The organism is Vibrio fortis, assembly GCF_024347475.1.
Taxonomy (GTDB): domain Bacteria; phylum Pseudomonadota; class Gammaproteobacteria; order Enterobacterales; family Vibrionaceae; genus Vibrio; species Vibrio fortis.
The window spans coordinates 3,101,524-3,121,401 of sequence record NZ_AP025487.1 but is presented as its reverse complement, the minus strand read 5'-3'; the positions used below and the strand labels follow the sequence as shown (position 1 = coordinate 3,121,401).

General features: G+C 44.7%; 21 protein-coding genes. 15 read left to right on the top strand and 6 right to left on the bottom strand.

Annotated features, from left to right (window positions below):
- A complete protein-coding gene (locus OCV50_RS13910; RefSeq protein WP_261903299.1) occupies positions 1 to 330 on the bottom strand; it encodes a DUF2500 domain-containing protein in 330 nt (109 codons plus the stop codon).
- A gap of 244 nt (positions 331 to 574) precedes the next feature.
- Here OCV50_RS13910 and OCV50_RS13905 point away from each other — a divergent pair, with 244 nt between their 5' ends.
- The 4 genes from OCV50_RS13905 to OCV50_RS13890 all read left to right on the top strand — a co-directional run bounded on the left by OCV50_RS13905 (position 575) and on the right by OCV50_RS13890 (position 3,551).
- Positions 575 to 949: a DUF4145 domain-containing protein gene (locus OCV50_RS13905; protein WP_239843088.1), complete on the top strand. Its 375-nt coding sequence runs from the start codon at positions 575 to 577 to the stop codon at positions 947 to 949.
- 932 nt (positions 950 to 1,881) lie between these two features.
- Positions 1,882 to 2,502 carry a lysoplasmalogenase gene (locus OCV50_RS13900; protein WP_239843087.1) on the top strand — a complete coding sequence of 207 codons (621 nt, stop codon included), beginning with the start codon at positions 1,882 to 1,884 and terminating at the stop codon, positions 2,500 to 2,502.
- Between the two features lie 91 nt (positions 2,503 to 2,593).
- Positions 2,594 to 2,830, top strand: coding sequence for a YecH family metal-binding protein (locus OCV50_RS13895; protein WP_239843086.1), 237 nt, complete (start codon positions 2,594 to 2,596; stop codon positions 2,828 to 2,830).
- Positions 2,831 to 2,963: 133 nt separating this feature from the next.
- On the top strand, positions 2,964 to 3,551 hold the full coding sequence (locus tag OCV50_RS13890; RefSeq protein WP_239843085.1) for a YhgN family NAAT transporter: 588 nt from the start codon (positions 2,964 to 2,966) through the stop codon (positions 3,549 to 3,551).
- 58 nt (positions 3,552 to 3,609) lie between these two features.
- On the opposite strand, the gene OCV50_RS13885 is transcribed toward OCV50_RS13890, so the two are convergent.
- Positions 3,610 to 3,876, bottom strand: coding sequence for a DUF1145 domain-containing protein (locus OCV50_RS13885; RefSeq protein ID WP_032553377.1), 267 nt, complete (start codon positions 3,874 to 3,876; stop codon positions 3,610 to 3,612).
- A 10-nt stretch (positions 3,877 to 3,886) separates the two neighbouring features.
- Positions 3,887 to 4,489, bottom strand: coding sequence for a 16S rRNA (guanine(966)-N(2))-methyltransferase RsmD (gene rsmD, locus OCV50_RS13880; RefSeq protein ID WP_239843084.1), 603 nt, complete (start codon positions 4,487 to 4,489; stop codon positions 3,887 to 3,889).
- Positions 4,490 to 4,720: 231 nt separating this feature from the next.
- Here rsmD and ftsY point away from each other — a divergent pair, with 231 nt between their 5' ends.
- The 6 genes from ftsY (at position 4,721) to glpG (ending at position 10,313) form a co-directional block, all read left to right on the top strand.
- Positions 4,721 to 5,977 carry a signal recognition particle-docking protein FtsY gene (gene ftsY / locus OCV50_RS13875; protein WP_261903298.1) on the top strand — a complete coding sequence of 419 codons (1,257 nt, stop codon included), beginning with the start codon at positions 4,721 to 4,723 and terminating at the stop codon, positions 5,975 to 5,977.
- Between the two features lie 77 nt (positions 5,978 to 6,054).
- Positions 6,055 to 6,729, top strand: a complete 675-nt coding sequence (gene ftsE / locus OCV50_RS13870; RefSeq protein WP_032553381.1) for a cell division ATP-binding protein FtsE — start codon at positions 6,055 to 6,057, stop codon at positions 6,727 to 6,729.
- The gene (ftsX, locus tag OCV50_RS13865; RefSeq protein WP_239843082.1) at positions 6,719 to 7,687 is read left to right on the top strand and encodes a permease-like cell division protein FtsX; all 969 of its coding nucleotides are present in this window, start codon (positions 6,719 to 6,721) and stop codon (positions 7,685 to 7,687) included. Before ftsE ends, ftsX begins: the two co-directional genes overlap by 11 nt.
- Before the next feature lie 177 nt (positions 7,688 to 7,864).
- On the top strand, positions 7,865 to 8,722 hold the full coding sequence (gene rpoH, locus OCV50_RS13860; RefSeq protein ID WP_032553383.1) for an RNA polymerase sigma factor RpoH: 858 nt from the start codon (positions 7,865 to 7,867) through the stop codon (positions 8,720 to 8,722).
- Positions 8,723 to 9,119: 397 nt separating this feature from the next.
- Positions 9,120 to 9,440 carry a thiosulfate sulfurtransferase GlpE gene (glpE, locus tag OCV50_RS13855; RefSeq protein ID WP_239843081.1) on the top strand — a complete coding sequence of 107 codons (321 nt, stop codon included), beginning with the start codon at positions 9,120 to 9,122 and terminating at the stop codon, positions 9,438 to 9,440.
- Positions 9,441 to 9,476: 36 nt separating this feature from the next.
- Positions 9,477 to 10,313, top strand: coding sequence for a rhomboid family intramembrane serine protease GlpG (gene glpG / locus OCV50_RS13850; protein ID WP_261903297.1), 837 nt, complete (start codon positions 9,477 to 9,479; stop codon positions 10,311 to 10,313).
- Between the two features lie 82 nt (positions 10,314 to 10,395).
- Here glpG and OCV50_RS13845 read toward each other — a convergent pair whose 3' ends face one another.
- Positions 10,396 to 10,803, bottom strand: a complete 408-nt coding sequence (locus tag OCV50_RS13845) for a flagellar basal body-associated protein FliL (RefSeq protein ID WP_261882238.1) — start codon at positions 10,801 to 10,803, stop codon at positions 10,396 to 10,398.
- Between the two features lie 161 nt (positions 10,804 to 10,964).
- Here OCV50_RS13845 and OCV50_RS13840 point away from each other — a divergent pair, with 161 nt between their 5' ends.
- Together OCV50_RS13840 and ubiA are read left to right on the top strand one after the other, a co-directional pair.
- Positions 10,965 to 11,504, top strand: coding sequence for a chorismate lyase (locus OCV50_RS13840; protein ID WP_261903296.1), 540 nt, complete (start codon positions 10,965 to 10,967; stop codon positions 11,502 to 11,504).
- On the top strand, positions 11,505 to 12,359 hold the full coding sequence (ubiA, locus tag OCV50_RS13835) for a 4-hydroxybenzoate octaprenyltransferase (protein WP_261903295.1): 855 nt from the start codon (positions 11,505 to 11,507) through the stop codon (positions 12,357 to 12,359). It abuts the gene before it with no gap.
- 69 nt (positions 12,360 to 12,428) lie between these two features.
- On the opposite strand, the gene plsB is transcribed toward ubiA, so the two are convergent.
- On the bottom strand, positions 12,429 to 14,852 hold the full coding sequence (gene plsB / locus OCV50_RS13830) for a glycerol-3-phosphate 1-O-acyltransferase PlsB (RefSeq protein WP_261903294.1): 2,424 nt from the start codon (positions 14,850 to 14,852) through the stop codon (positions 12,429 to 12,431).
- Positions 14,853 to 15,235: 383 nt separating this feature from the next.
- Between plsB and lexA the strand changes: the two genes are divergently transcribed.
- The 3 genes from lexA (at position 15,236) to dinF (ending at position 18,287) form a co-directional block, all read left to right on the top strand.
- Positions 15,236 to 15,856, top strand: coding sequence for a transcriptional repressor LexA (gene lexA / locus OCV50_RS13825; protein ID WP_032553391.1), 621 nt, complete (start codon positions 15,236 to 15,238; stop codon positions 15,854 to 15,856).
- Positions 15,857 to 15,953: 97 nt separating this feature from the next.
- Positions 15,954 to 16,829: a class I SAM-dependent methyltransferase gene (locus OCV50_RS13820; RefSeq protein WP_261903293.1), complete on the top strand. Its 876-nt coding sequence runs from the start codon at positions 15,954 to 15,956 to the stop codon at positions 16,827 to 16,829.
- 102 nt (positions 16,830 to 16,931) lie between these two features.
- The gene (dinF, locus tag OCV50_RS13815; RefSeq protein WP_261903292.1) at positions 16,932 to 18,287 is read left to right on the top strand and encodes an MATE family efflux transporter DinF; all 1,356 of its coding nucleotides are present in this window, start codon (positions 16,932 to 16,934) and stop codon (positions 18,285 to 18,287) included.
- 152 nt (positions 18,288 to 18,439) lie between these two features.
- Here the strand turns inward: dinF and sthA are convergent, their stop codons facing one another.
- Positions 18,440 to 19,840, bottom strand: coding sequence for a Si-specific NAD(P)(+) transhydrogenase (gene sthA / locus OCV50_RS13810; protein ID WP_239843073.1), 1,401 nt, complete (start codon positions 19,838 to 19,840; stop codon positions 18,440 to 18,442).
- Positions 19,841 to 19,878: the final 38 nt, after the last annotated feature.

Sequence of the window (19,878 nt, the reverse complement as noted above, 5' to 3'; positions counted from 1 at the left end):
TTAGCGCTTGAGGGCAAAGTGCAAAAATTTATCACCCTGATAAGTCAATGTACCTTTGTCCCCAGGATTTAGAGCATGGAAGTAATGGACCCCTACTTGGAACTCACGTTTGGGGCCAACCAGCCCACGTTGAACGTAGATCCAATACTCTTGGTCTTCTTGACCAGGTTGCGCATCAGGGAGGTCAATGGATTGTTTGTCGAGTACCGTGACATCTACCTTTTTCTCTGGCGCGTTTTCTCCTTGCATATGCTTTCGGTAAAAGCTAACAAAAACCCAGCCTGCTAGGGCGACAAGTACAATAATCGCAAGAAAAAGTGAATTAGGCATACAACCTCCATATAGTCCTGAGGGCTATTCTAGTCGGTCGATTGGATGGGATATGTGTTTAAAGCCGCTATTCGTGAATTGATGTAAGTTGAGCGAGTTGTTTTTCGGCTGATATCACATTTCATTGTCATTTGTGGATAAGACGTTGTTATTTATTGTCTCTTTCTCACGTAAATCGTGATCAAATTGTATAAGAATAGGGTAAAGCTCGACTAAAATTAAAGTGTGGAGTGGGAGGGTCAATATGACGGACATTGAAAAAGTAGTCACAAGGACTCGTAATATAGAGAAGTTATTGCGGCTTCAGTATCACGCTGAGGGAGAAGGGCTGCATGAACTAGTCACGAGTTGTGAAGAGAGATTGCCACACGATATGGTGGTAAAGCTACGCTACATTGCCACTTGCCGAAACAAGGTGGTCAACGAGCATGATGCGAAACTAGAAGATCAGCATCAGTTCATCATGATGTGTAATGATTGTGAGAAAGAGTTGACCCCAAGAAGTGGGCGCTTTATTTGGCGTGTTGCTATTCTCTTGATGATGGTAATGACTCTGGCTGCGGCTGGATTCTATTATGCCAACTGGGATGTACTGACGTTACATCTATTCTCAAAGTAGCCAGATTTAGATAAAAGAAAAGGGACGCCTCGGCGTCCCTTTTCTCTTTTTTGGTACTTGATTAGTACATCATCGGTAGTGTCATAAGGCCAACAACTACTGCGATCATTACAAGTCCTTGTTTCTGCGAAGATGAAATCATAACACTACTCCTAAATCTGGTTAACTATCGCTATGTGATTAAGAATAGCACTACTTTCGGCTTTAGATCAAGAATTAGTTTTGAAATCCCTAAAAACATAAGAAAACTTCCTTATTATTGGTGTTATTGGTCGAGTTTATGTTTGTTTTTGTGTTGTTTTAATTTTGTTCTTTGTGGTTTTTGTTTGCTCATTTGTTGTTTAAGTTGTTGTTTTTAAGGATTTAATTAATGTAATCGTAGTTGTTAAAACTTGTTAAAGTGTATTAATGCTTGTTGGTGTGCTCTGTGGTTTTGCAATGTGCATTATGAAGATAATTTGGCTTTTATTGGGAGCTCTTATTGTGAGGTTGGTTACTTACCGTGCAGTGGGGCTTCATAATTTGGCACTGTTTCTAGCTTTTTATAAGAAATGAAACCCTGACGTTTTTTAAACATGTAAAGTGGCTTATTTTCTAGTTAAGTTTTTGTTTTTAATTAATTTATATTTTATGTTTTTGGGTGTTTAATTATAGATATAGGGTGTTTAAGGTGCATTTAAAGAGGTGGGTTCTTATAGAAAATGGGGTTAGATCTGATAGATAGAGTCTAAAGTTTACTTTGATAGGTATTGAGCGATATAAGCCCTACATAATTAGCGTGGGATGGTCAGGCTGGGTATTTTGGTTCATTTTAAGCAACGGTCACATTTTTAGTGGAAGCGTAAGCAAGATCCAATTTTGAGTGGCTAGCACTTTACATCACTATTGAGGTGCCTAGACTGGCGACGATTTGAGGTAATAGGGTAGATGTTATGTGGAGTTGGTTAGCGGTTTCGTTATCTGGTATCGGAGCGATAGCAGGAGCTAAGCATGGGCATGTTACTCAAACCTTAATGTACAAAGTGTTCACTTTTGTACTCTTGGCAATTATTGCTTTAAGCCAACCTGAGCTTACCGTTTACAGTTATTGGATCGTCGGTGGCTTGGTTGTGTCTGCTTTGGCGGACATTCTACATACTCTATCCAAGAGAAAACCGCTGCACTTTATCTGCTTTCTGGTCGCACAACTTTGTTATAGCAAAGCGTTCTGGCTACAACTTTCTGGTCAGGTCGTTTGGTGGCTGTTTGCCCTATTGCTTGCCGCATGCGTAGTGGCTTTTTTCTTATTGTTACCTCGCCTTGATAAACTGGTGTTCCCGGTTGTGATTATGGGTATCGTCCTTATCCAGCTCGCATGGGCGTCGGGTGAGGTGTGGTTACTCGAGCCTCATATATCTCACGGGGTAGGATTCATTGGTTGTTGTGTCTTATTGCTGTCTGCTCTGGCCTACGCATTGAATTTTTATCGAAGCCCTATCAAAGGTGCTTATGTTTGGGTGACAGGTAGCTACTTCCTGGCTCACTCTTTAATCGTGGCATCACTAACCCTTTAGTCGAAAACTGAACTGAGGCTGCGTTATATCAAAGTGCGCTTAAAGCAATTCGTTATGCTTGGCGAGATATGACAGACAGAGGAACCTTGGAATGACGACTGAAATTCATGCTCACAATGTACTTAACCTATTAAATGAACAAGCGATGACTCGTGAAGAGTTGGCTGAAAAATTGGCGCAAGAGTACGGTTCAGAAGCACGCTTTCATACTTGCAAGCTCAGTGGTTTGGACTTGGACGCATTGCTGACTTTCTTTGTGAAAATGGAGAAGGTAGTGTTAGAGGGCGATAAGCTGAGAACCAATATGGCACGAGTATGTAGCCACTAATTCGGTTGTTTTGGGAGGCGGGTTCCTGCTTCCCTTTAAATCATAGATTTAACACATAATCCTTCCCACTAGGTTCGAAAAGCCGGATTGAGGCTGCTATACTCCGCGCACCTTCGCTTTTCAGGACTTATTCATGGAAATCCTATCTGCAGCCACCATGCTGTTTCTTATTATGGATCCGTTAGGCAACTTGCCGATTGTGCTCTCCATACTTAAACACATCGATCCAAAGCGACGCCGAACTGTTTTGATTCGTGAGCTTATGTTCGCGCTGATTATCCTATTACTGTTCTTGTTTGCCGGTCAGAGCATTCTCAACTTTTTGCACGTTCAGCCAGAAACCTTGAGTATTTCGGGCGGTATTATCCTGTTTATTATCGCGATTAAGATGATTTTCCCAAGTGCAGGGAGTATTACTGGGTTAGCGGCGGGTGAAGAACCTTTTATTGTACCTATGGCGATCCCTATGATTGCGGGGCCATCGGTGATTGCAGCGTTGATTCTGCTATCGACCCAACACCCAGACAATATGTTGGAGCTGTCTGCGGCGGTATTACTGGCTTGGGGCGCAACCTTCTTTATTCTGATGTTTAATGGCTTCTTCTTGCGTATCCTCGGGGAACGCGGCCTGAAAGCGGTGGAGCGATTGATGGGTCTATTGCTTATTATGATATCGACCCAGATGTTCCTTGATGGTATCAAGGCTTACATCGTCTCTTAGCTTTAGTTGGTTCAGCTACATTAAAAAAGCCGCTCAATTCAAAATTGAGCGGCTTTTTTTACATCATGTATTTGCGTCGGATATCGAGCAGAGCAAAGATACCAAAGATCAAAATTGACCATTTCTCCCAGCGCGTCATTGAAATCTTATCGCCAAACGCACCAATAAAAATCAGCATTTGTAGGCCATGCATAAAGAACAAGAATGCCGTCATGATATATAGGGCAATCGCTGCATTTCCTGGGAATGGATGGAAAATGTTAACGATGAGAACAAACCAAACGAAAGCAATAGCCGCTTTGGCAACGGGAATCAGTACATTCATTATTTAAATCCTATTCTGCAATGGTTCTGTGGAAAAGTCGGTAGCTTGACTGCCCTGTGGTTTTATCACGATAGAGTTCCCAGTTCTCTGGCATGCCTTCTAGCTTAAGTTCTTTTTCGGTCTCGACATACACCACGGCATCTTCAGCCAACCAACCATTAGATTCTAGTAGGTTTACAGTTTCAGCAAGCAAGCCCTTACGGAAAGGAGGATCCAAGAAAACCACATCATAAGGTGTGCCTGGCTTACTTAGATAAGAGATAGCATCGATGTTCTCTACCTTAATGTTATCGGCTTTCAGCTCTTTAGCGTTGTCCGATAGCTGTTTAGCTGCCTTTTGGTTCATCTCTAAAAGCGTCACCATCTTAGCTTGGCGAGACGCTGCTTCAAAACCGAGCCCGCCAGAGCCTGCAAAAACATCCAGACATGTCGCATTTGGGATATCTTGAGCCACCCAGTTAAAGAGTGTCTCTTTTACTCGGTCAATGGTTGGGCGTAATCCCTCTAAGTCGTGAACTGGGAGCTTTCTGCCTCTCCATGAGCCACTAATGATTCTAACAAAGCCTCCAGATGGCTTTTTTTGTGATGTGTTTTGCTGGCGACGTCTTACCATAGATTTTTTGACCGCTAATAAAGTGATACTATATCGAGCCCAATTTAATTTGGTTCGAGTATTAAATAAATTTTGCAATGACAAAGTGTATCAAGCAAACAGCAAGCATATCACTGCTTTGTCATTTTTCTTTACTATTCGTGTCTACAAGTTTGTATTGTAGAACAATAGCAAAGAGTCGACGTGCATTAAGTCAATACAGTTAATTAGTAGATCTAGGAAACTCCTCTGATGGCGGAAAAAAAGAAGCGCGGATTATTATCGTGGCTTGGCTTTGGTGAAGAAGAACAGAGCCCACAAACGCAGACTGACTCTAAAGTAGAGCAGCAAACGGAAGAGCAGCCTCAAGCTGAGGTTGAGCAACCGGTAGAAAAGGAAGAATCTGCACAAGAGGCGGAGTTACAAGAAGAACTTGAACAGCCAAGTGCTGAACTTCAACCTGAACAAGCAGAAGCAGAAGCAGAAGCAGAAGCAGAAGCAGAAGCAGAAGCAGAAGCAGAAGTAGAAACAGAGCCTGAAGTGGTTGCGGAAGAGCCACAAGTTGAAGAAGTTCAAGAGAAACCAACCGAGAGCTTCTTTGCGCGCTTAAAGCGCAGCCTAAGCCGCACCAAAGCCAACATTGGCGCAGGCTTCTTCGGTTTGTTCAAAGGTAAGCAAATCGATGAAGATCTATTTGAAGAGCTTGAAGAACAACTGTTGATTGCTGACGTGGGCATGAACACCACAGTCAAAATCATTGATAACCTAACAGAAAAAGCATCTCGTAATGACCTGAAAGATGGTGAAGCGCTGTATGGTCTCTTAAAAGAAGAGATGGCAGATATCCTAAGTCAGGTAGAACAGCCATTGGTGGTTGATACAACCAAAACGCCTTACGTTATCTTAATGGTCGGTGTAAATGGTGTAGGTAAAACAACGACTATCGGTAAGCTTGCGAAGCAGTTCCAGAATGAAGGCAAGAAGGTGATGCTAGCGGCGGGTGATACCTTCCGTGCTGCTGCGGTTGAACAGCTTCAAGTATGGGGTAAGCGCAACGACGTACCTGTGATTGCTCAGCATACTGGCGCAGACAGTGCCTCTGTTATCTATGATGCTATCGAAGCTGCTAAGGCTCGTGGTGTGGATGTGGTTATCGCTGATACCGCAGGTCGTCTACAGAACAAGAGCAACTTGATGGAAGAGCTGCGCAAGATTGTTCGTGTAATGAAGAAGATTGATGACTCTGCGCCTCATGAAATCATGCTAACGTTAGATGCAGGTACCGGTCAGAACGCGATCAGCCAAGCGAAACTATTCAGCGAAGTCGCGCCGGTTACAGGTATTACTCTGACGAAACTAGATGGTACTGCCAAAGGCGGTGTGATTTTCTCTATCGCTGATCAATTCCAGATTCCAATTCGCTTTATTGGCGTTGGTGAAGGCATTGACGATCTACGTCCATTCGAGTCAAAAGACTTTATTGAAGCGTTGTTTAGTCGCGAAGAGTAATCTGGGTAGCAATTTGGTTTGTGTTTAACCTGCTACCTTTTTAAATTTGATAAGAGTGATCGTAAGAGGAATTTTCGGTGATCAAATTTCAGCAAGTGAGCAAGGCCTACCGAGGTGGACGCCAAGCATTACAAAAAGTGGACTTTCATCTTAAGCGAGGTGAAATGGCTTTTTTGGGTGGGCATTCAGGTGCGGGTAAAAGCACACTGCTGAAATTGATCTGTGCGATTGAGCGCCCGACCGACGGGCGTGTTTGGTTCAACGATCACGACATTACTCGAATTCCGAGTAAAGACATTCCTTTTTTGCGTCGTAACATTGGTATCGTCTTTCAAGATCACCGTTTGTTAATGGACCGCTCTATTTATGACAATGTGGCACTGCCGATGCGTATCGAGTCGATCTCTGAAAATGAGATCAAGCGACGCGTTGGTGCTGCATTGGATAAAACGGGTCTGCTCGATAAAGCGCGCTGTCTACCAAGCCAATTATCGGGGGGGGAACAGCAACGTGTCGGTATTGCACGCGCTGTGGTCAACCGACCAACCCTACTATTGGCCGATGAGCCGACGGGTAACCTTGACCCAGAATTATCGAATAGAGTTTTAAGACTGTTCGAAGAATTTAATCGAGCAGGCGTGACTATCCTTTTAGCTACGCATGATGTGGGGTTAGTAAATACTCGCCCACAATATCGTCATTTCGAGTTAAACCAAGGCTTCTTAAGTGAGGTAGAAGACTATGGCCGTTAATAAACGTCTTAAAAAGGCGAAACCAAAGCGCGCCAACAATCGTGCGGCAAGCGATGGTTTTTTGGTGGTTCACTGGAAACAGGCGAAGTCTTCTCTGTCAGACTTGTGGCAGCGTCCTCTGGGTAACTTACTGACGTTAGCTGTAATTTCTATGGCACTGGCGATGCCTGCGTGTTTATACCTACTTGGTAAAAACGTGGGTGAAGCTGCGCAAGATGTTGCTAGCCCTTCTCAGGTGAGTGCTTATATAGAAGAGGGCATCCCAGAGCCTAGAGTGATGGTGATGAAAGATGAGATTGAAAGCTGGCCACAAGTTGATTTAGTTGAGTACATCTCGCCACAACAAGGCCTTGCAGACCTCAGCCAGTACTCAGGTTTTAATGACGCACTGACCATTCTTGATGATTACTCACTACCCGGTGTACTGATCATTACACCGAGTGTTGAAACTGACACGGAAATTAAAGCACTCGCACAGCAAGTCAAAGAGCAGCCTTCTGTAACAGACGTTCGCCTTGATGAAGATTGGTTAGCAAGGCTTGATGCTATCAAAGCGCTGGCGACTGTCATCGTAGTGACATTAACCTTCCTTATGCTTGGGGCGGTATTTTTAATTATTGGTAATACTCTGCGCTTTAACGTGCTTGCTCATAAAGAAGAGATCCAAACCATGAAGTTAATCGGTGCGACTGATAGCTTCATCCTGCGCCCTTATCTCTACACAGGTATGTGGTTTGGTGTGTTGGGCTCTGTCAGTGCGTGGATCATGACTGCCCTGATTACGGTATTACTTAACAGTGCAGTAGATGACTTGGCGCAATTATACGACAGTCATTTCCGCTTAATTGGCTTAAGCTGGGATGAATCACTACTGCTTTTAATCGTTGGAACCTTGCTTGGTAGCGTGGCAGCAAAACTTTCTGCCCAAAGACACCTAAAAGAAATTGAACCAGTTTAGGTGAATTGAGTCATATTTAGACGAGAAATAGACACATGTTAGTCAGTTTTCGCCTTGTATAGACGAATTGATTATGCATAATTACTTCCCCCTTCTTGAATCCTGTTCATTTTAGGTTCAAGATTAGCGGGTTCTAATAGAAAGACTACTCCAGATCAGATATTGATGAGGAACCGAATGGCAAACCAAGCGTATCAAATGGCTTTAGTTACACAAGATAGCCTAGACAGCTATATCCGCTCAGCAAACAGCTACCCAATGCTAACTGCTGAAGAGGAACGTGGACTTGCAGAGCGATTACATTACAAAGGTGAGATCGAAGCGGCGAAAGGTTTGATCCTTTCACATCTACGATTCGTGGTTCATGTAGCGAGAGGTTACTCTGGTTACGGCCTGCCTATGGCTGACCTTGTTCAGGAAGGTAATATTGGTCTAATGAAAGCAGTAAAACGCTTTAACCCTGAAGTAGGGGTAAGACTGGTATCTTTCGCTGTTCACTGGATCAAAGCTGAAATCCATGAGTACGTACTTCGTAACTGGCGTATCGTTAAGATTGCGACAACGAAAGCGCAACGTAAGTTGTTTTTCAACCTACGTAAATCTAAGAAGCGTCTAGGTTGGTTCAACAATGGTGAAGTTGAAACCGTTGCACGCGAGTTAGGTGTAGAGCCTTCTGAAGTTCGTGAAATGGAATCTCGCCTTGCGGCGCAAGATGCGACCTTTGAAGCACCGATGGACGATGACGATGGCGGTTCGGCTTACACGGCGCCAGTTTACTATCTAGAAGATAAAGCGTCAGACGTTGCAGAAACGGTTGAGGCTGCAAACTGGGAAACGCATACCAATAATCGTCTTGGTCATGCACTAGCAAGCCTAGATGACCGTAGCCAACACATTGTTCGTTCGCGTTGGTTAGATGACGACAAGGCAACATTGCAAGATCTTGCTGAAACCTACAACATCTCAGCAGAACGTGTTCGTCAGCTAGAAAAGAACGCAATGAAGAAGTTAAAGCAAGCTGTCGGCGACTTCTAAGCGCACACATGATTTTTATGAAAAGGCCGAGATCGAGAGATCTCGGCCTTTTTATTTGGATCGCATTTTAGTGTTATTGCGATCGAAATGACTAAGTGTGGATTGTGGATAACTCTGTGAGGAGTTTCTTCGTCAGTTGTCAAAAAGCAGGGTGTAGTAAGGCTTTCAAGCGGTTTTGTTGGTGGGGATATTTTCAAGTTAACCCACAGATAGATCAGGATCATTACTACATCTTGTGGATCCATTTTTCAAAAAACACTTTATTCACGCAATTCACAGATTTATCCACATATGGTGTAAAAGTGATCGCTGGTGGATAACCTTATTAAGTCGGTGTAAATGTTAGCCTTGGGATAGGTTACAATGGCACCAAAGTAAATCAGTACAAGAGAAAGTCATGGACCAGTTTAAACATATTGATGTGCAAGGTGCTCAAACACTCATTAAGCAGGGCGATGCACGCCTAGTAGATATCCGCGATCCACAATCATTTGCCGTTGCACACCCAGAAACCGCGTATCATTTGACGAATGACACCATGGTCGCGTTTATGGATGAGGTAGAATTTGAACAACCGATCCTTGTGATGTGTTATCACGGTATTAGCAGCCAAGGTGCCGCACAATACCTAGTCAACCAAGGTTTCGAAGACGTATATAGTGTGGATGGAGGCTTTGAAGCTTGGCATCGTGCCCAGCTCCCTGTAGTGACAGGCTAGCTTGCTTCCCTAGAAAAATTTAAGCAGGAAACTCCAATGGTAAGATTGATGGTATTGAATAATGCGCGTGTTGCGCAGGCTTTCATTGATTATATGGCGTCGCGCCATATCTCAATTCAGATGTCTCCAGAGGGAGAAGGGCGTGTCGCGCTATGGTTGATTGATGCCCAACATCAAGTTGAGACAGAAGCGGAGCTCAACCGTTTTTTGTCTGAACCTAACCATAAACGTTATCAAGCGGCCTCTTGGGATGTGGCAGAAACGCGTAAAAACCAGTTTCATTACCATACTCCGAGTTTTTTAAGCATGCTTAAGTCTAAAGCTGGCCCAGTAACGCTCAGCATTATGCTGCTGTGTGTGGTGATCTTCATTCTTCAGCAGCTTGGTTTTAATCAGCAGATTTTTCAAATGCTGCATTTTCCTGCTTTGGATGGACAGCAGTGGCAGTTGTGGCGTTGGCTAAGCCATGCCGTGCTTCACTTTTCCGTTATGCATATTGCGTTCAATATTCTGTGGTGGTGGCAGTTAGGTGGCGATATCGAAAAGAAGCTCGGTGGCCTTAAGCTGTTGCAGATCTTCGCTATTTCATCCGCGCTATCTGGCGCTGGGCAGTATTGGGTTGAGGGGGCAAACTTTGGCGGTCTATCAGGGGTGGTTTACGCGTTAGTTGGTTACCTGTGGGTTGTGAGCACTAAAGCTCCGCAAATGGGGTTAACGATACCTCGCCAGATCGTCGGCTTTATGCTGGTTTGGTTAGTTCTGGGGTATATGCAGCCATTTATGGCTATTGCCAATACAGCTCACCTTGCAGGTTTGATTGCGGGTGTGGGAATCGGCTTGGTAGACGCGATGAAAGCAAAACATATCGCTTAGCGATACCTTCAATCGGTTTCCTTCTAAATACGAAAAAGCGGCTCGATGGAGCCGCTTTTTTGATCTCGATTTTGTCGTTGCTCTATTGGTACAGGTACTTGGTAAACAAAAGGTCAGCAATAATGGTCTTGCCTGTTTCAGGCAATAGGATTTCATTGAGTCGATCTACTAATGTTTTGCGTAAGTCTTCTCGGCCAGACAGTGATTTAATCGTCTCTTCATTCTGCTTACCAAGTAGCTCGATCACTGCATCGCGAATAAGAGGCTGATGCAGTTCAATCGCTGGAAGGTCGGTTGAGTTCGCAACCATGATGTCGATGCGCACTTGAATGTACCCCAGCTTCTTACCTTTGGTATAGAAATTCGTGGTGAGATCCGGCTCTAGCGTGAAGTACGCCAGCTTGGGTGCTGATTCCTCTTCTGCCAGTGAAGGCAACGAAAAGAGTAGACTGATTGCTAGAAATATTTGGGCTACATAACGTTTGTGCATATTTGTGACTTTTCTTTAGTTTAATCGCGATATTCGAAACGCGTTTGTCTTGTTACAATGAACGGTCTAAATCTAAATACGTTTATAACACAACTTACGGTTAAGGTTAGTCGTAAGTTGATGCTTTATTGTACGTGTAAAGTCACCTATTGAATACCAGTATGAATCAGTCAATACCGTTGTATCTTAATTCGTTAATGAATGTAGATTGGCAAAATACAGAAAAATTTGATTTTCCGAATCAAACCATCAAAGGGTGGTTAATGGAGCAAGGCTCATTATCTCGTCGTTTAGGGGAGTGCTGTGAGCATCTTTCCGTCGAGTTATTGCACAATCAAGTCGTGGAACGCTCAACATTACAACACGACGAAGAGACCTTGCTTTCATCATCAGATTGCTTGCTACGCAAGGTAATTCTAAAAGGGGATGATGAACCTTGGGTATTGGGGCGCACGTTAATTCCTCGGCTGACACTGGATGACCAACACTCTGACCTGTCCCAACAGGGCAATGTCCCGCTTGGATTGACGGTATTTAGTGCAGAGAATGTTAAGCGTGATGCGCTACAAGTTGGCTGGGTCATGGTAGGCGAAGAGCGTCTGCTTGCTCGCCGCTCACGCTTATGGATGAATCATAAACCTATGTTGGTTGCGGAACTCTTTTTACCAACCTCACCCATTTACTCTAAGGAGAGTGTGTAAATGCTGGCCACGAAAGCGAAAGCCTATTGGCAGTTAACGCGAATGGATCGCCCCATTGGAACCTTATTGTTGCTTTGGCCAACCTTGTGGGCTTTAGTGATTGCCGCGAATGGCTTGCCAGATATGTCGGTATTGGTGGTGTTTGTGTTGGGTGTCGTGTTGATGCGCTCTGCAGGGTGTGTGATTAATGATTTCGCCGATCGTAAGGTTGATGGCCATGTTAAGCGGACTAAGCAGCGACCTTTACCTTCGGGCATCGTCACCAGTAAAGAGGCGATCGCTCTGTTCTTGGTTCTGGCTATAGTCTCGTTTCTACTGGTCTTAACCATGAACACACTGACGATCCAGTTGTCGTTTATTGGTGTTGGGTTAGCGTTTATTTATCCTTTTATGAAGCGCTTTACTCACTTGCCTCAATTATTCCTAGGCTTAGCCTTTAGTTGGGCAATCCCAATGGCGTGGGCAGCGCAAACCAATGAGCTACCGGGCGTAGTATGGTTTGTATTTGCGATTAACGCTCTGTGGACCATCGCTTATGACACTCAGTATGCGATGGTTGATCGAGATGATGACCTTAAAATTGGTATTAAGTCGACTGCGATTCTGTTCGGGCGCCAAGATAAGCTAGTGATCGGTGTTCTGCAGTTAATTACCTTGGCGATGTTGATTGCACTGGGTATGCACTATCAGTTGGGCGGGAGCTTTTACTGGAGCCTACTTGTTGTTGGCGGGTTGTTTGTCTATCAGCAGCATCTCATTCGTCATCGTGACCGAGACCTCTGCTTCCAAGCCTTCTTAAATAACAACTATGTTGGAATGGCAGTAACCGCAGGCTTGCTTATCGCATTCTGGTAAAAACCTAGAAAAAAAACAGATAAATATAAAAAAGGCACCCATTGGGTGCCTTTTCTGTATCTCGCGTTGTTATTCCGCTTGATGGATGCTCTCTTGAATCGTCAAGCGCACCTCTGGGTAAAGCATTGAGTAAAGCAGCTTAGCGAAAACCGTGGTCTTCTCTAAGTCGCAGTTACCATCGCTATCTAGGTACGCTTGCTGTTTTAACGTCGCGAACATAGATGCGAATACACCCTTATCGAAAAACTCTGGAGCGTTAATACCGTGCAGGCGACCTAGACGCTGAGCGATATCTTGGCTCTTCTGCTCAAGCTCGGATTTGTCTAGATCTGGGTTCTCTACCAGAAGGTTCAATGCGATAGAGTAGCGCTGTAGCGTTTCAGAGATTGTGCGACCTAATAGCATCAGAGGTTGGCTATTCGATTGGTTGATCGTGACTTCGCTGTCTTTCACCATGATCATACCCTGGCGTTCCAGTTCAGAGATGATGTTAGCGACCACTTCCTCTAACGCATCCTCTGGGTAGCTAAGGAATAGCTCTTTCTTAAGGAACGGATAGATAATCGCCACGTTCTTTTGAATATCTGTAATCGACAGCTCGCGTTGACGAATCAGCATCTGCGCAACCAGTGATGGCAGTGCGAATAGGTGAATGATGTTGTTACGGTAGTAAGTCATCAGGATCGACTGGTGACGGTCGAGCGAAATAATGTCGCCCATCGTGTCTGATTCAATGAGGAACTTATTCAAAGACTCAGCGTGTTTCACTAAATCTTCTGCGCTGTCTTTTGGTACCGTGAATGTCTCAGAGTAAGGCACATTCTTCAGTATCGATAAGTAACAATCGATCTGTGATACCAGTGAGTCACGAGATAGTGCGCGTTGACGTGAAGCTAGTAGAGCTGTCGCACACAGAGTCAGCGCGTTGGTTGCCGCTGCATCATTAATGTGAGTCATCATCTTAGTCGCCAGGTCGTTCACAACTGGAGTCATCCATTGTGGCTTGCTAGTGCCAATCGGATCGATGTCTTTAGTCCATTCTGGAGAATGCTCATTCAGGTATTGGTTTAGCTGAATTGGTTCACCGAAGTTAACATAGCCTTTACCAAAGTTGCGTAGCTTGCGAATCGTACGAAGCACCAAGCCAGCATTCTCTTTCTCTTTGCGCTTACCACGTAGCTCTTTGGCGTAAGTTGCCACTTCCATTACGTGCTCGTAGCCAATGTAAACAGGCACTAACGTTACGGGACGATTCATACCACGCAACATTGCCTGAATAGTCATCGCCAGCATGCCAGTTTTAGCCTGCAGTAGACGACCAGTCCGAGAGCGACCACCTTCACTGAAGTACTCAACGGAATAACCTTTCGCGAATAGCTCGGCTAGATACTCACGGAAAATTGTTGAGTACAGCTTGTTGCCTTTAAAGCTACGACGAATGAAGAAAGCACCGCCGTGACGGAAGATCGGGCCAGCAGGGAAGAAGTTGAGGTTAATACCCGCTGCAATATGCGGAGGAACCATGCCCTCATGATAAAGCACATAAGAGAGCAGTAGGTAGTCCATGTGGCTACGGTGACATGGTACATAGACGATCTCGTGACCATCTTGTGCCAGTTTACGGACCGTAGATGCATTGTTGATGTGCAGGCCTTGGTACAGTTTGTTCCATAGCCAGCCTAGTATTTTCTCACCACGCTTAATTAGTGAGTAAGAGAAGTTAGCCGCAATCTCATCCATGATGTCCTGCGCTTCTTTACTCGCTTTTTCAATTGAGATGTTCTTTGATTTCGCTTCATCTTCAATCGCTTTCTTGATCGCTTCTGATTTTAGTAAGCGATCGAACAGCGCTTGGCGACTTGGAAGGTTCGGGCCCGACGCTGCCAGTTTTTGGCGAGAGAAGTGGATACGTGCTACACGTGCGAGCTTGTGTGCAATCGTGCTATCAGTACCGTGTGAGTTTGCCATGTAGCGTAGTGATACTACTGGGCTGAAACGGACTAAACAATCGCGACCTGCTAATAGAACCGCTTTCGATTTCTCTAGGCCGTTCATCGCTTGTAGATAAGGTTTCTGGGTATTTTCTTTACCCGGTTTGCGCCCCCACAATACTGTGGCTGGGATAACCTGAACGTCTAGCTCTGAGTCAGACTCATGAAGCTGAAGCAGCTCCGTGAATACTGCGATCGATGAGCTTGGTACGTGGTCGTCATCTTGAACTAGGGTTTTGCGTGACGCGATAAACACGTAGCGTTGCAGTGATTTACCATTAATCTCAAGTGGGCTCAGTGGATCAGGAAGACCAAGCTCTAGCGCATGTTTTTGTAGCGTTAGGAGGTCGACACTCGAGCGGAAAGGTAACGCATATACAATTGGTTTGCCTAAATCAATGTTCAAATCTTCAATTGGGTTTGAAGGAATCGATGTGCCTTTTACCAATACGGATAAAGGAAGCTTCATTATTGAACGTGAAAAAGATTGTCCAGAAGACATATAGGTTCACTGCCTCAGTAGTTTTTTGTCATGCTCAAGCGTATCTCTATTTTCAGTTAGTGAAGCTCACTCGGTTTAAAATAGGGATAGGCCTAGGCGTAAATTTAATCGATGCAAGAATACCAGAAACTGGTCTAACCTTTTAATGGAATTAGTCATAATGGCGTTAAGTTTGCGGAAAATCATTCATCGACTGATTGAGTATAGGTTTAATTGTCACCAGTTTTTAAAGGCTTTGATTAAAACAATGACTTAGCTGACTGTTTACAAAGCCATAAAAAGTAGCTGGTTGTTTAAAAATGAACTAAAAACAACCAATTGCTTTGCTTTTGTTCAGTTACTGGATATACTCACAGTCAACTGTATAAAAAGACAGGTGACTCATGAAGCCGTTAACGCCCCGCCAACAACAAGTCTTCGACTTGATTAAAAACAAGATTGAAGAGTCCGGTATGCCACCGACACGTGCTGAAATCGCGCGTGAACTAGGCTTTCGCTCTGCTAATGCGGCAGAGGAACATTTAAAAGCTCTAGCTCGAAAAGAAGCTATTGAGATCATTCCGGGTGCGTCTCGTGGTATTCGCATCTTGCTTGATGACGCAGCCAATGACGAAGAAGGTTTGCCTTTGATCGGTCAAGTGGCAGCGGGTGAGCCTATCCTTGCACAAGAGCACGTAGAAACCCATTACCAAGTTGACCCTGGTATGTTCAAGCCACAAGCAGACTTCCTACTGCGCGTTAATGGCGAAAGTATGAAAGACATCGGTATTATGGATGGCGATCTACTGGCTGTGCACAAGACGCAAGATGTACGCGATGGTCAGGTTGTTGTAGCTCGTGTCGATGATGATGTAACAGTTAAGCGTCTAGAGCGCAAAGGCTCAACGGTGCTGCTACATGCTGAAAATGAAGAGTTTTCTCCAATCCAAGTGGATCTAGAAACCCAACACTTAGCCATTGAAGGCTTGGCGGTTGGTATCATTCGCAACACAGATTGGATGTAATATCACACAATGAGTTATTGATATTTATTCTCAATAACTTGTCATTGTAATTGATATTCATTATCATCTTCCTTGTTGAGTTACAAGGAAGATGAACATGTCTAATCAAAACAAACCTCAGTTATCACCGCTTTCCTCAAAGCGCAGCGCTGCTCGTAGACCAATGGCGCAGCAAGACATGTCTCATTCTGAATTTCATGTTCCCAGTAATCTTATTCAACCGCTTTGGTTTCGTAGTCGAGAAAGTCTAGCTGATGACGGCCTTGTTTATGATCCAATCGCTGCACAAGCGTGTACCCGTTGTCGTCTTGCTCCTGAATGTTTAACCGGTGAACTCGATCAGCAACAGCTTCTATACGCGACGCTCACCCAGCTTTGTGACAACCAAATCCAACAATACCTATCCCATAACCCTGATGCGTGGATAATTAACGTCGGGGCAGGACTTGATACACGCTTCTACCGTTTAGATAACGGTCGCTGTCATTGGGTTGAGTTAGATGTGACCGAGAATTTGGTATGGCGCCAGCGTCTATTCCATAAGAATGAACGCTATCGCTTAGAGTGTGGCTCGGTCAATGATCTGACGTGGCTTGATGAGCTGAACATCCCAGAACAAGCTCCAGTGATGATTGTTTGTGAGCATGCATTGCTTGATTGTGATGAACAAACCACGGCGCATTTTATTCAAGCATTGAGTCGTCAATTTACTCATGCTCACGCTTGTTTAGTATTGGCTGGCGACAAGAGTTCAAGCAAGCTTGGACAAAAACTGGGTTCAGGCGAATACGCTCATGGTTTGGCTTCCCCAATGGATAGCGTATTAAATTGGCTCCCGTGGACTCAATGGATCAAAGCTTTCTCTCCATTGGATCAGCAATGTAACCGCTGGAAGCTTTGGCAAAGAATGGTGAGTAAGTTAACGCAATTTAAGAAACGACTGACCCCACAGCTTATCGTGATGAAGTGGTAGGTCTATTTCCTGCCACTTCTCGTTCTTTATTCGGTTCTCGTCATCACGTAGTGAATCTCTATCCCCTAGGTTAAACTATCACCTCAAATCAAAGAGGTGATCGTGAAGCTATTTCTTCCCCAATCAATTGTTCAAACTTTAACGAACTTATCGGTTCACCAGCGAGTATTAATGCTCGCGATACCTATGGTTCTCTCCAACATTACCGTTCCTCTGCTTGGCTTGGTTGATGCAGCTGTTATTGGTCACCTAGAGCATGCTTGGTATCTGGGAGGCGTTGCGCTGGGTGGCACCATGATCAGCGTGACCTTCTGGCTCCTTGGTTTTCTTCGAATGTCGACCACAGGCTTGGCGGCGCAATCATACGGTGCCAGTGATAACCAGCAACTGGGTTTAGTGTTCGTGCAGGGTATTACGATGAGCTTAGGCTTTGCTGCACTGTTCTTGCTGCTGCATGGCATGATCGCCGATGTGGTGTTCTCTTTGAGTAGTGCCAGTGATCAGGTGAAGCTTTATGGTGAACAGTATTTTTCGATTCGTGCTTGGAGCGCTCCGGCAGCACTGAGTAACTTTGTGATTCTTGGATGGCTGCTGGGAACACAAAATGCCAAAGCGCCGATGTGGATGGTGATCATCACCAATGTCACGAATATTGTTTTTGATGTGGTGTTCGTAATTGGATTAGGTTGGCAAGTTGAAGGAGCAGCTTATGCTTCGGTGCTTGCAGACTATATGGGTTTATTGTTTGGCTTGGTATGCGTGGCTCGCGTTTGGTCAAAGAGACAGTTGCCTAGCATTTTGTCTTTGGTAAAACAAACCACTCATGGGCTTTCTCGTTTCGTAAAACTCAATCGCGATATCTTTTTACGCTCTCTGTGCCTACAGGCTACGTTTACCTTTATGACTTTCCAAGGCGCCAGCTTTGGTGATGACGTGGTTGCTGCTAATGCGGTGTTAATGAGCTTCTTGATGATCATCTCTTACGGCATGGATGGTTTCGCTTATGCGATGGAGGCAATGGTAGGTAAAGCCATCGGTGCTAAAGATAAGCAAGAGTTGAATCAGTCGTTGATTGGTACTTTTTTCTGGAGCTTAATCATTTGTCTTGGTTTGACCTTAGTGTTCATGACGCTAGGCAGCAACATGATAAATATGATCACAACCATACCTGAGGTAAAAGCGCAGGCGGTGATTTACTTGCCTTGGTTAGTGGCAATGCCTTTGGTGTCGATGTGGTGCTTCTTACTAGACGGTATTTTTATTGGCGCGACCAAGGGAAAAGAGATGCGTAATAGCATGTTTGTTGCGACCTGCACTTTCTTCCTTATCTTCTTCATAGCCTCATCGTTAGAGAACCATGCACTATGGTTTGCGATGATCTGCTTCATGGGAATGCGCGGAGTTGGGCTAGCGGTATTATTTGTTAGACAGTGGAAACGTAATGAGTTCTTGGCTTAGTGTACAGTTCGATGAGTATTTGGAACATCATGATCTAATTACTGTATTTTGTAGCTAACTGATTGAATTTTAATAAAGCAGCAAGCGTGAAGGCTTGCTGCTTTAGTATTTGGCCTATGGGTGGTCAAATGCTTACTAAGCTGTACACTAACTTAGAATAAACGGTTTAAACCATTAAGGGCGGCAACACGATAAGCTTCCGCCATAGTCGGATAGTTGAACGTCGTATTCACGAAATACTCGATGGTATTCGCTTCGCCTTTCTGTTCCATAATTGCTTGGCCGATGTGAATGATTTCTGCGGCACGCTCACCAAAGACGTGGATGCCTAAGATCTCTTTGGTTTCACGATGGAATAGAATCTTCAAGCTACCGATGTCTTTACCTGCAATTTGTGCACGAGCTAGGTGTTTGAATGAAGAGCGTCCGACCTCGTAAGGTACTTTTGCTGCGGTTAGCTCTTGTTCTGTTTTACCAACCGAACTGATCTCTGGAATGGTGTAGATACCTGTTGGAATATCTTCGATCAGATGGCTTTCTGCTTCACCTTTTACAATCGCTTGTGCCACAAATCGACCTTGGTCATACGCTGCACTTGCTAAGCTAGGGTAACCAATCACATCACCCACCGCGTATACGTGACTCACATTGGTTTGATAGTTTGCGTTTACAGAAACTTGACCACGTGAATCGGCTTCTAAACCAACGGCACCGAGGTTGAGTTTGTCGGTGTTACCCGTTCGTCCATTGGCGTAAAGCAAACAGTCGGCACGCATTTTTTTGCCTGATTCCAGATGAATAATGACGCCATCGTCTGTGCCTTCAATTCGATCAAATGTTTCATCATTGCGAATCACCACACCGCTATTCCAGAAATGATATGACAGAGCATCAGATGTCTCGTTATCAAGGAAAGAGAGTAGGCGGTCTCGTGTGTTGATAAGATCTGTCTTCACACCCAATCCACGGAAGATAGAAGCGTACTCACACCCAATAACCCCAGCACCGTATATGATGATGTGTTGCGGGTCGTGTTTCAGGGACAAGATTGAGTCGCTGTCGTAGATACGTTCATGTAGGAAGTCGACATTGTCCGGTTGATAAGGTCTTGAGCCGGTCGCAATAACAAATTTATCGGCAGAGTAGAGCTCTTCCGTACCGTCGCTTTGCATAACAGAAACCGTGTTGCTATCGATAAAGCGTGCAGTACCAAAGACTAACGTGCATTGGTTGCGGTCATAGAAACCTTGGCGAAGTCGTGTCTGTTTGTCGATAACGGATTTTGCGTGACCAAGAATGTCTGAGAAGGTGGCGTGGAGGCTTTTATTGTTTTGGCAAAAGAGTGGGTTGTTATTGAATTCGATAATACGGCTTACTGCATGTCGTAATGCCTTTGATGGGATGGTACCCCAGTGTGTACACCCGCCACCAACACTGCTCTCTTTCTCAATGATGGCAACATTCAACCCGGCTTTGGTTAATCCCATCGCTGCCCCTTCACCGCCAGGGCCACTACCAATCACGATCACATCAAAGTGGTTCGAATGCGACATAGAAATCTTCCTTGTTATATTTGTTTAACATTGCTTTA

Excerpts from the sequence above, each read along its gene's own strand:
- OCV50_RS13910 (WP_261903299.1), bottom strand. The coding sequence starts at position 330 with ATGCCTAATTCACTTTTTCTTGCGATTATTGTACTTGTCGCCCTAGCA.
- OCV50_RS13905 (WP_239843088.1), top strand. The coding sequence starts at position 575 with ATGACGGACATTGAAAAAGTAGTCACAAGGACTCGTAATATAGAGAAG.
- OCV50_RS13900 (WP_239843087.1), top strand. The coding sequence starts at position 1,882 with ATGTGGAGTTGGTTAGCGGTTTCGTTATCTGGTATCGGAGCGATAGCA.
- OCV50_RS13895 (WP_239843086.1), top strand. The coding sequence starts at position 2,594 with ATGACGACTGAAATTCATGCTCACAATGTACTTAACCTATTAAATGAA.
- OCV50_RS13890 (WP_239843085.1), top strand. The coding sequence starts at position 2,964 with ATGGAAATCCTATCTGCAGCCACCATGCTGTTTCTTATTATGGATCCG.
- OCV50_RS13885 (WP_032553377.1), bottom strand. The coding sequence starts at position 3,876 with ATGAATGTACTGATTCCCGTTGCCAAAGCGGCTATTGCTTTCGTTTGG.
- rsmD (WP_239843084.1), bottom strand. The coding sequence starts at position 4,489 with ATGGTAAGACGTCGCCAGCAAAACACATCACAAAAAAAGCCATCTGGA.
- ftsY (WP_261903298.1), top strand. The coding sequence starts at position 4,721 with ATGGCGGAAAAAAAGAAGCGCGGATTATTATCGTGGCTTGGCTTTGGT.
- ftsX (WP_239843082.1), top strand. The coding sequence starts at position 6,719 with ATGGCCGTTAATAAACGTCTTAAAAAGGCGAAACCAAAGCGCGCCAAC.
- rpoH (WP_032553383.1), top strand. The coding sequence starts at position 7,865 with ATGGCAAACCAAGCGTATCAAATGGCTTTAGTTACACAAGATAGCCTA.
- glpE (WP_239843081.1), top strand. The coding sequence starts at position 9,120 with ATGGACCAGTTTAAACATATTGATGTGCAAGGTGCTCAAACACTCATT.
- glpG (WP_261903297.1), top strand. The coding sequence starts at position 9,477 with ATGGTAAGATTGATGGTATTGAATAATGCGCGTGTTGCGCAGGCTTTC.
- OCV50_RS13845 (WP_261882238.1), bottom strand. The coding sequence starts at position 10,803 with ATGCACAAACGTTATGTAGCCCAAATATTTCTAGCAATCAGTCTACTC.
- OCV50_RS13840 (WP_261903296.1), top strand. The coding sequence starts at position 10,965 with ATGAATCAGTCAATACCGTTGTATCTTAATTCGTTAATGAATGTAGAT.
- ubiA (WP_261903295.1), top strand. The coding sequence starts at position 11,505 with ATGCTGGCCACGAAAGCGAAAGCCTATTGGCAGTTAACGCGAATGGAT.
- plsB (WP_261903294.1), bottom strand. The coding sequence starts at position 14,852 with ATGTCTTCTGGACAATCTTTTTCACGTTCAATAATGAAGCTTCCTTTA.
- lexA (WP_032553391.1), top strand. The coding sequence starts at position 15,236 with ATGAAGCCGTTAACGCCCCGCCAACAACAAGTCTTCGACTTGATTAAA.
- OCV50_RS13820 (WP_261903293.1), top strand. The coding sequence starts at position 15,954 with ATGTCTAATCAAAACAAACCTCAGTTATCACCGCTTTCCTCAAAGCGC.
- sthA (WP_239843073.1), bottom strand. The coding sequence starts at position 19,840 with ATGTCGCATTCGAACCACTTTGATGTGATCGTGATTGGTAGTGGCCCT.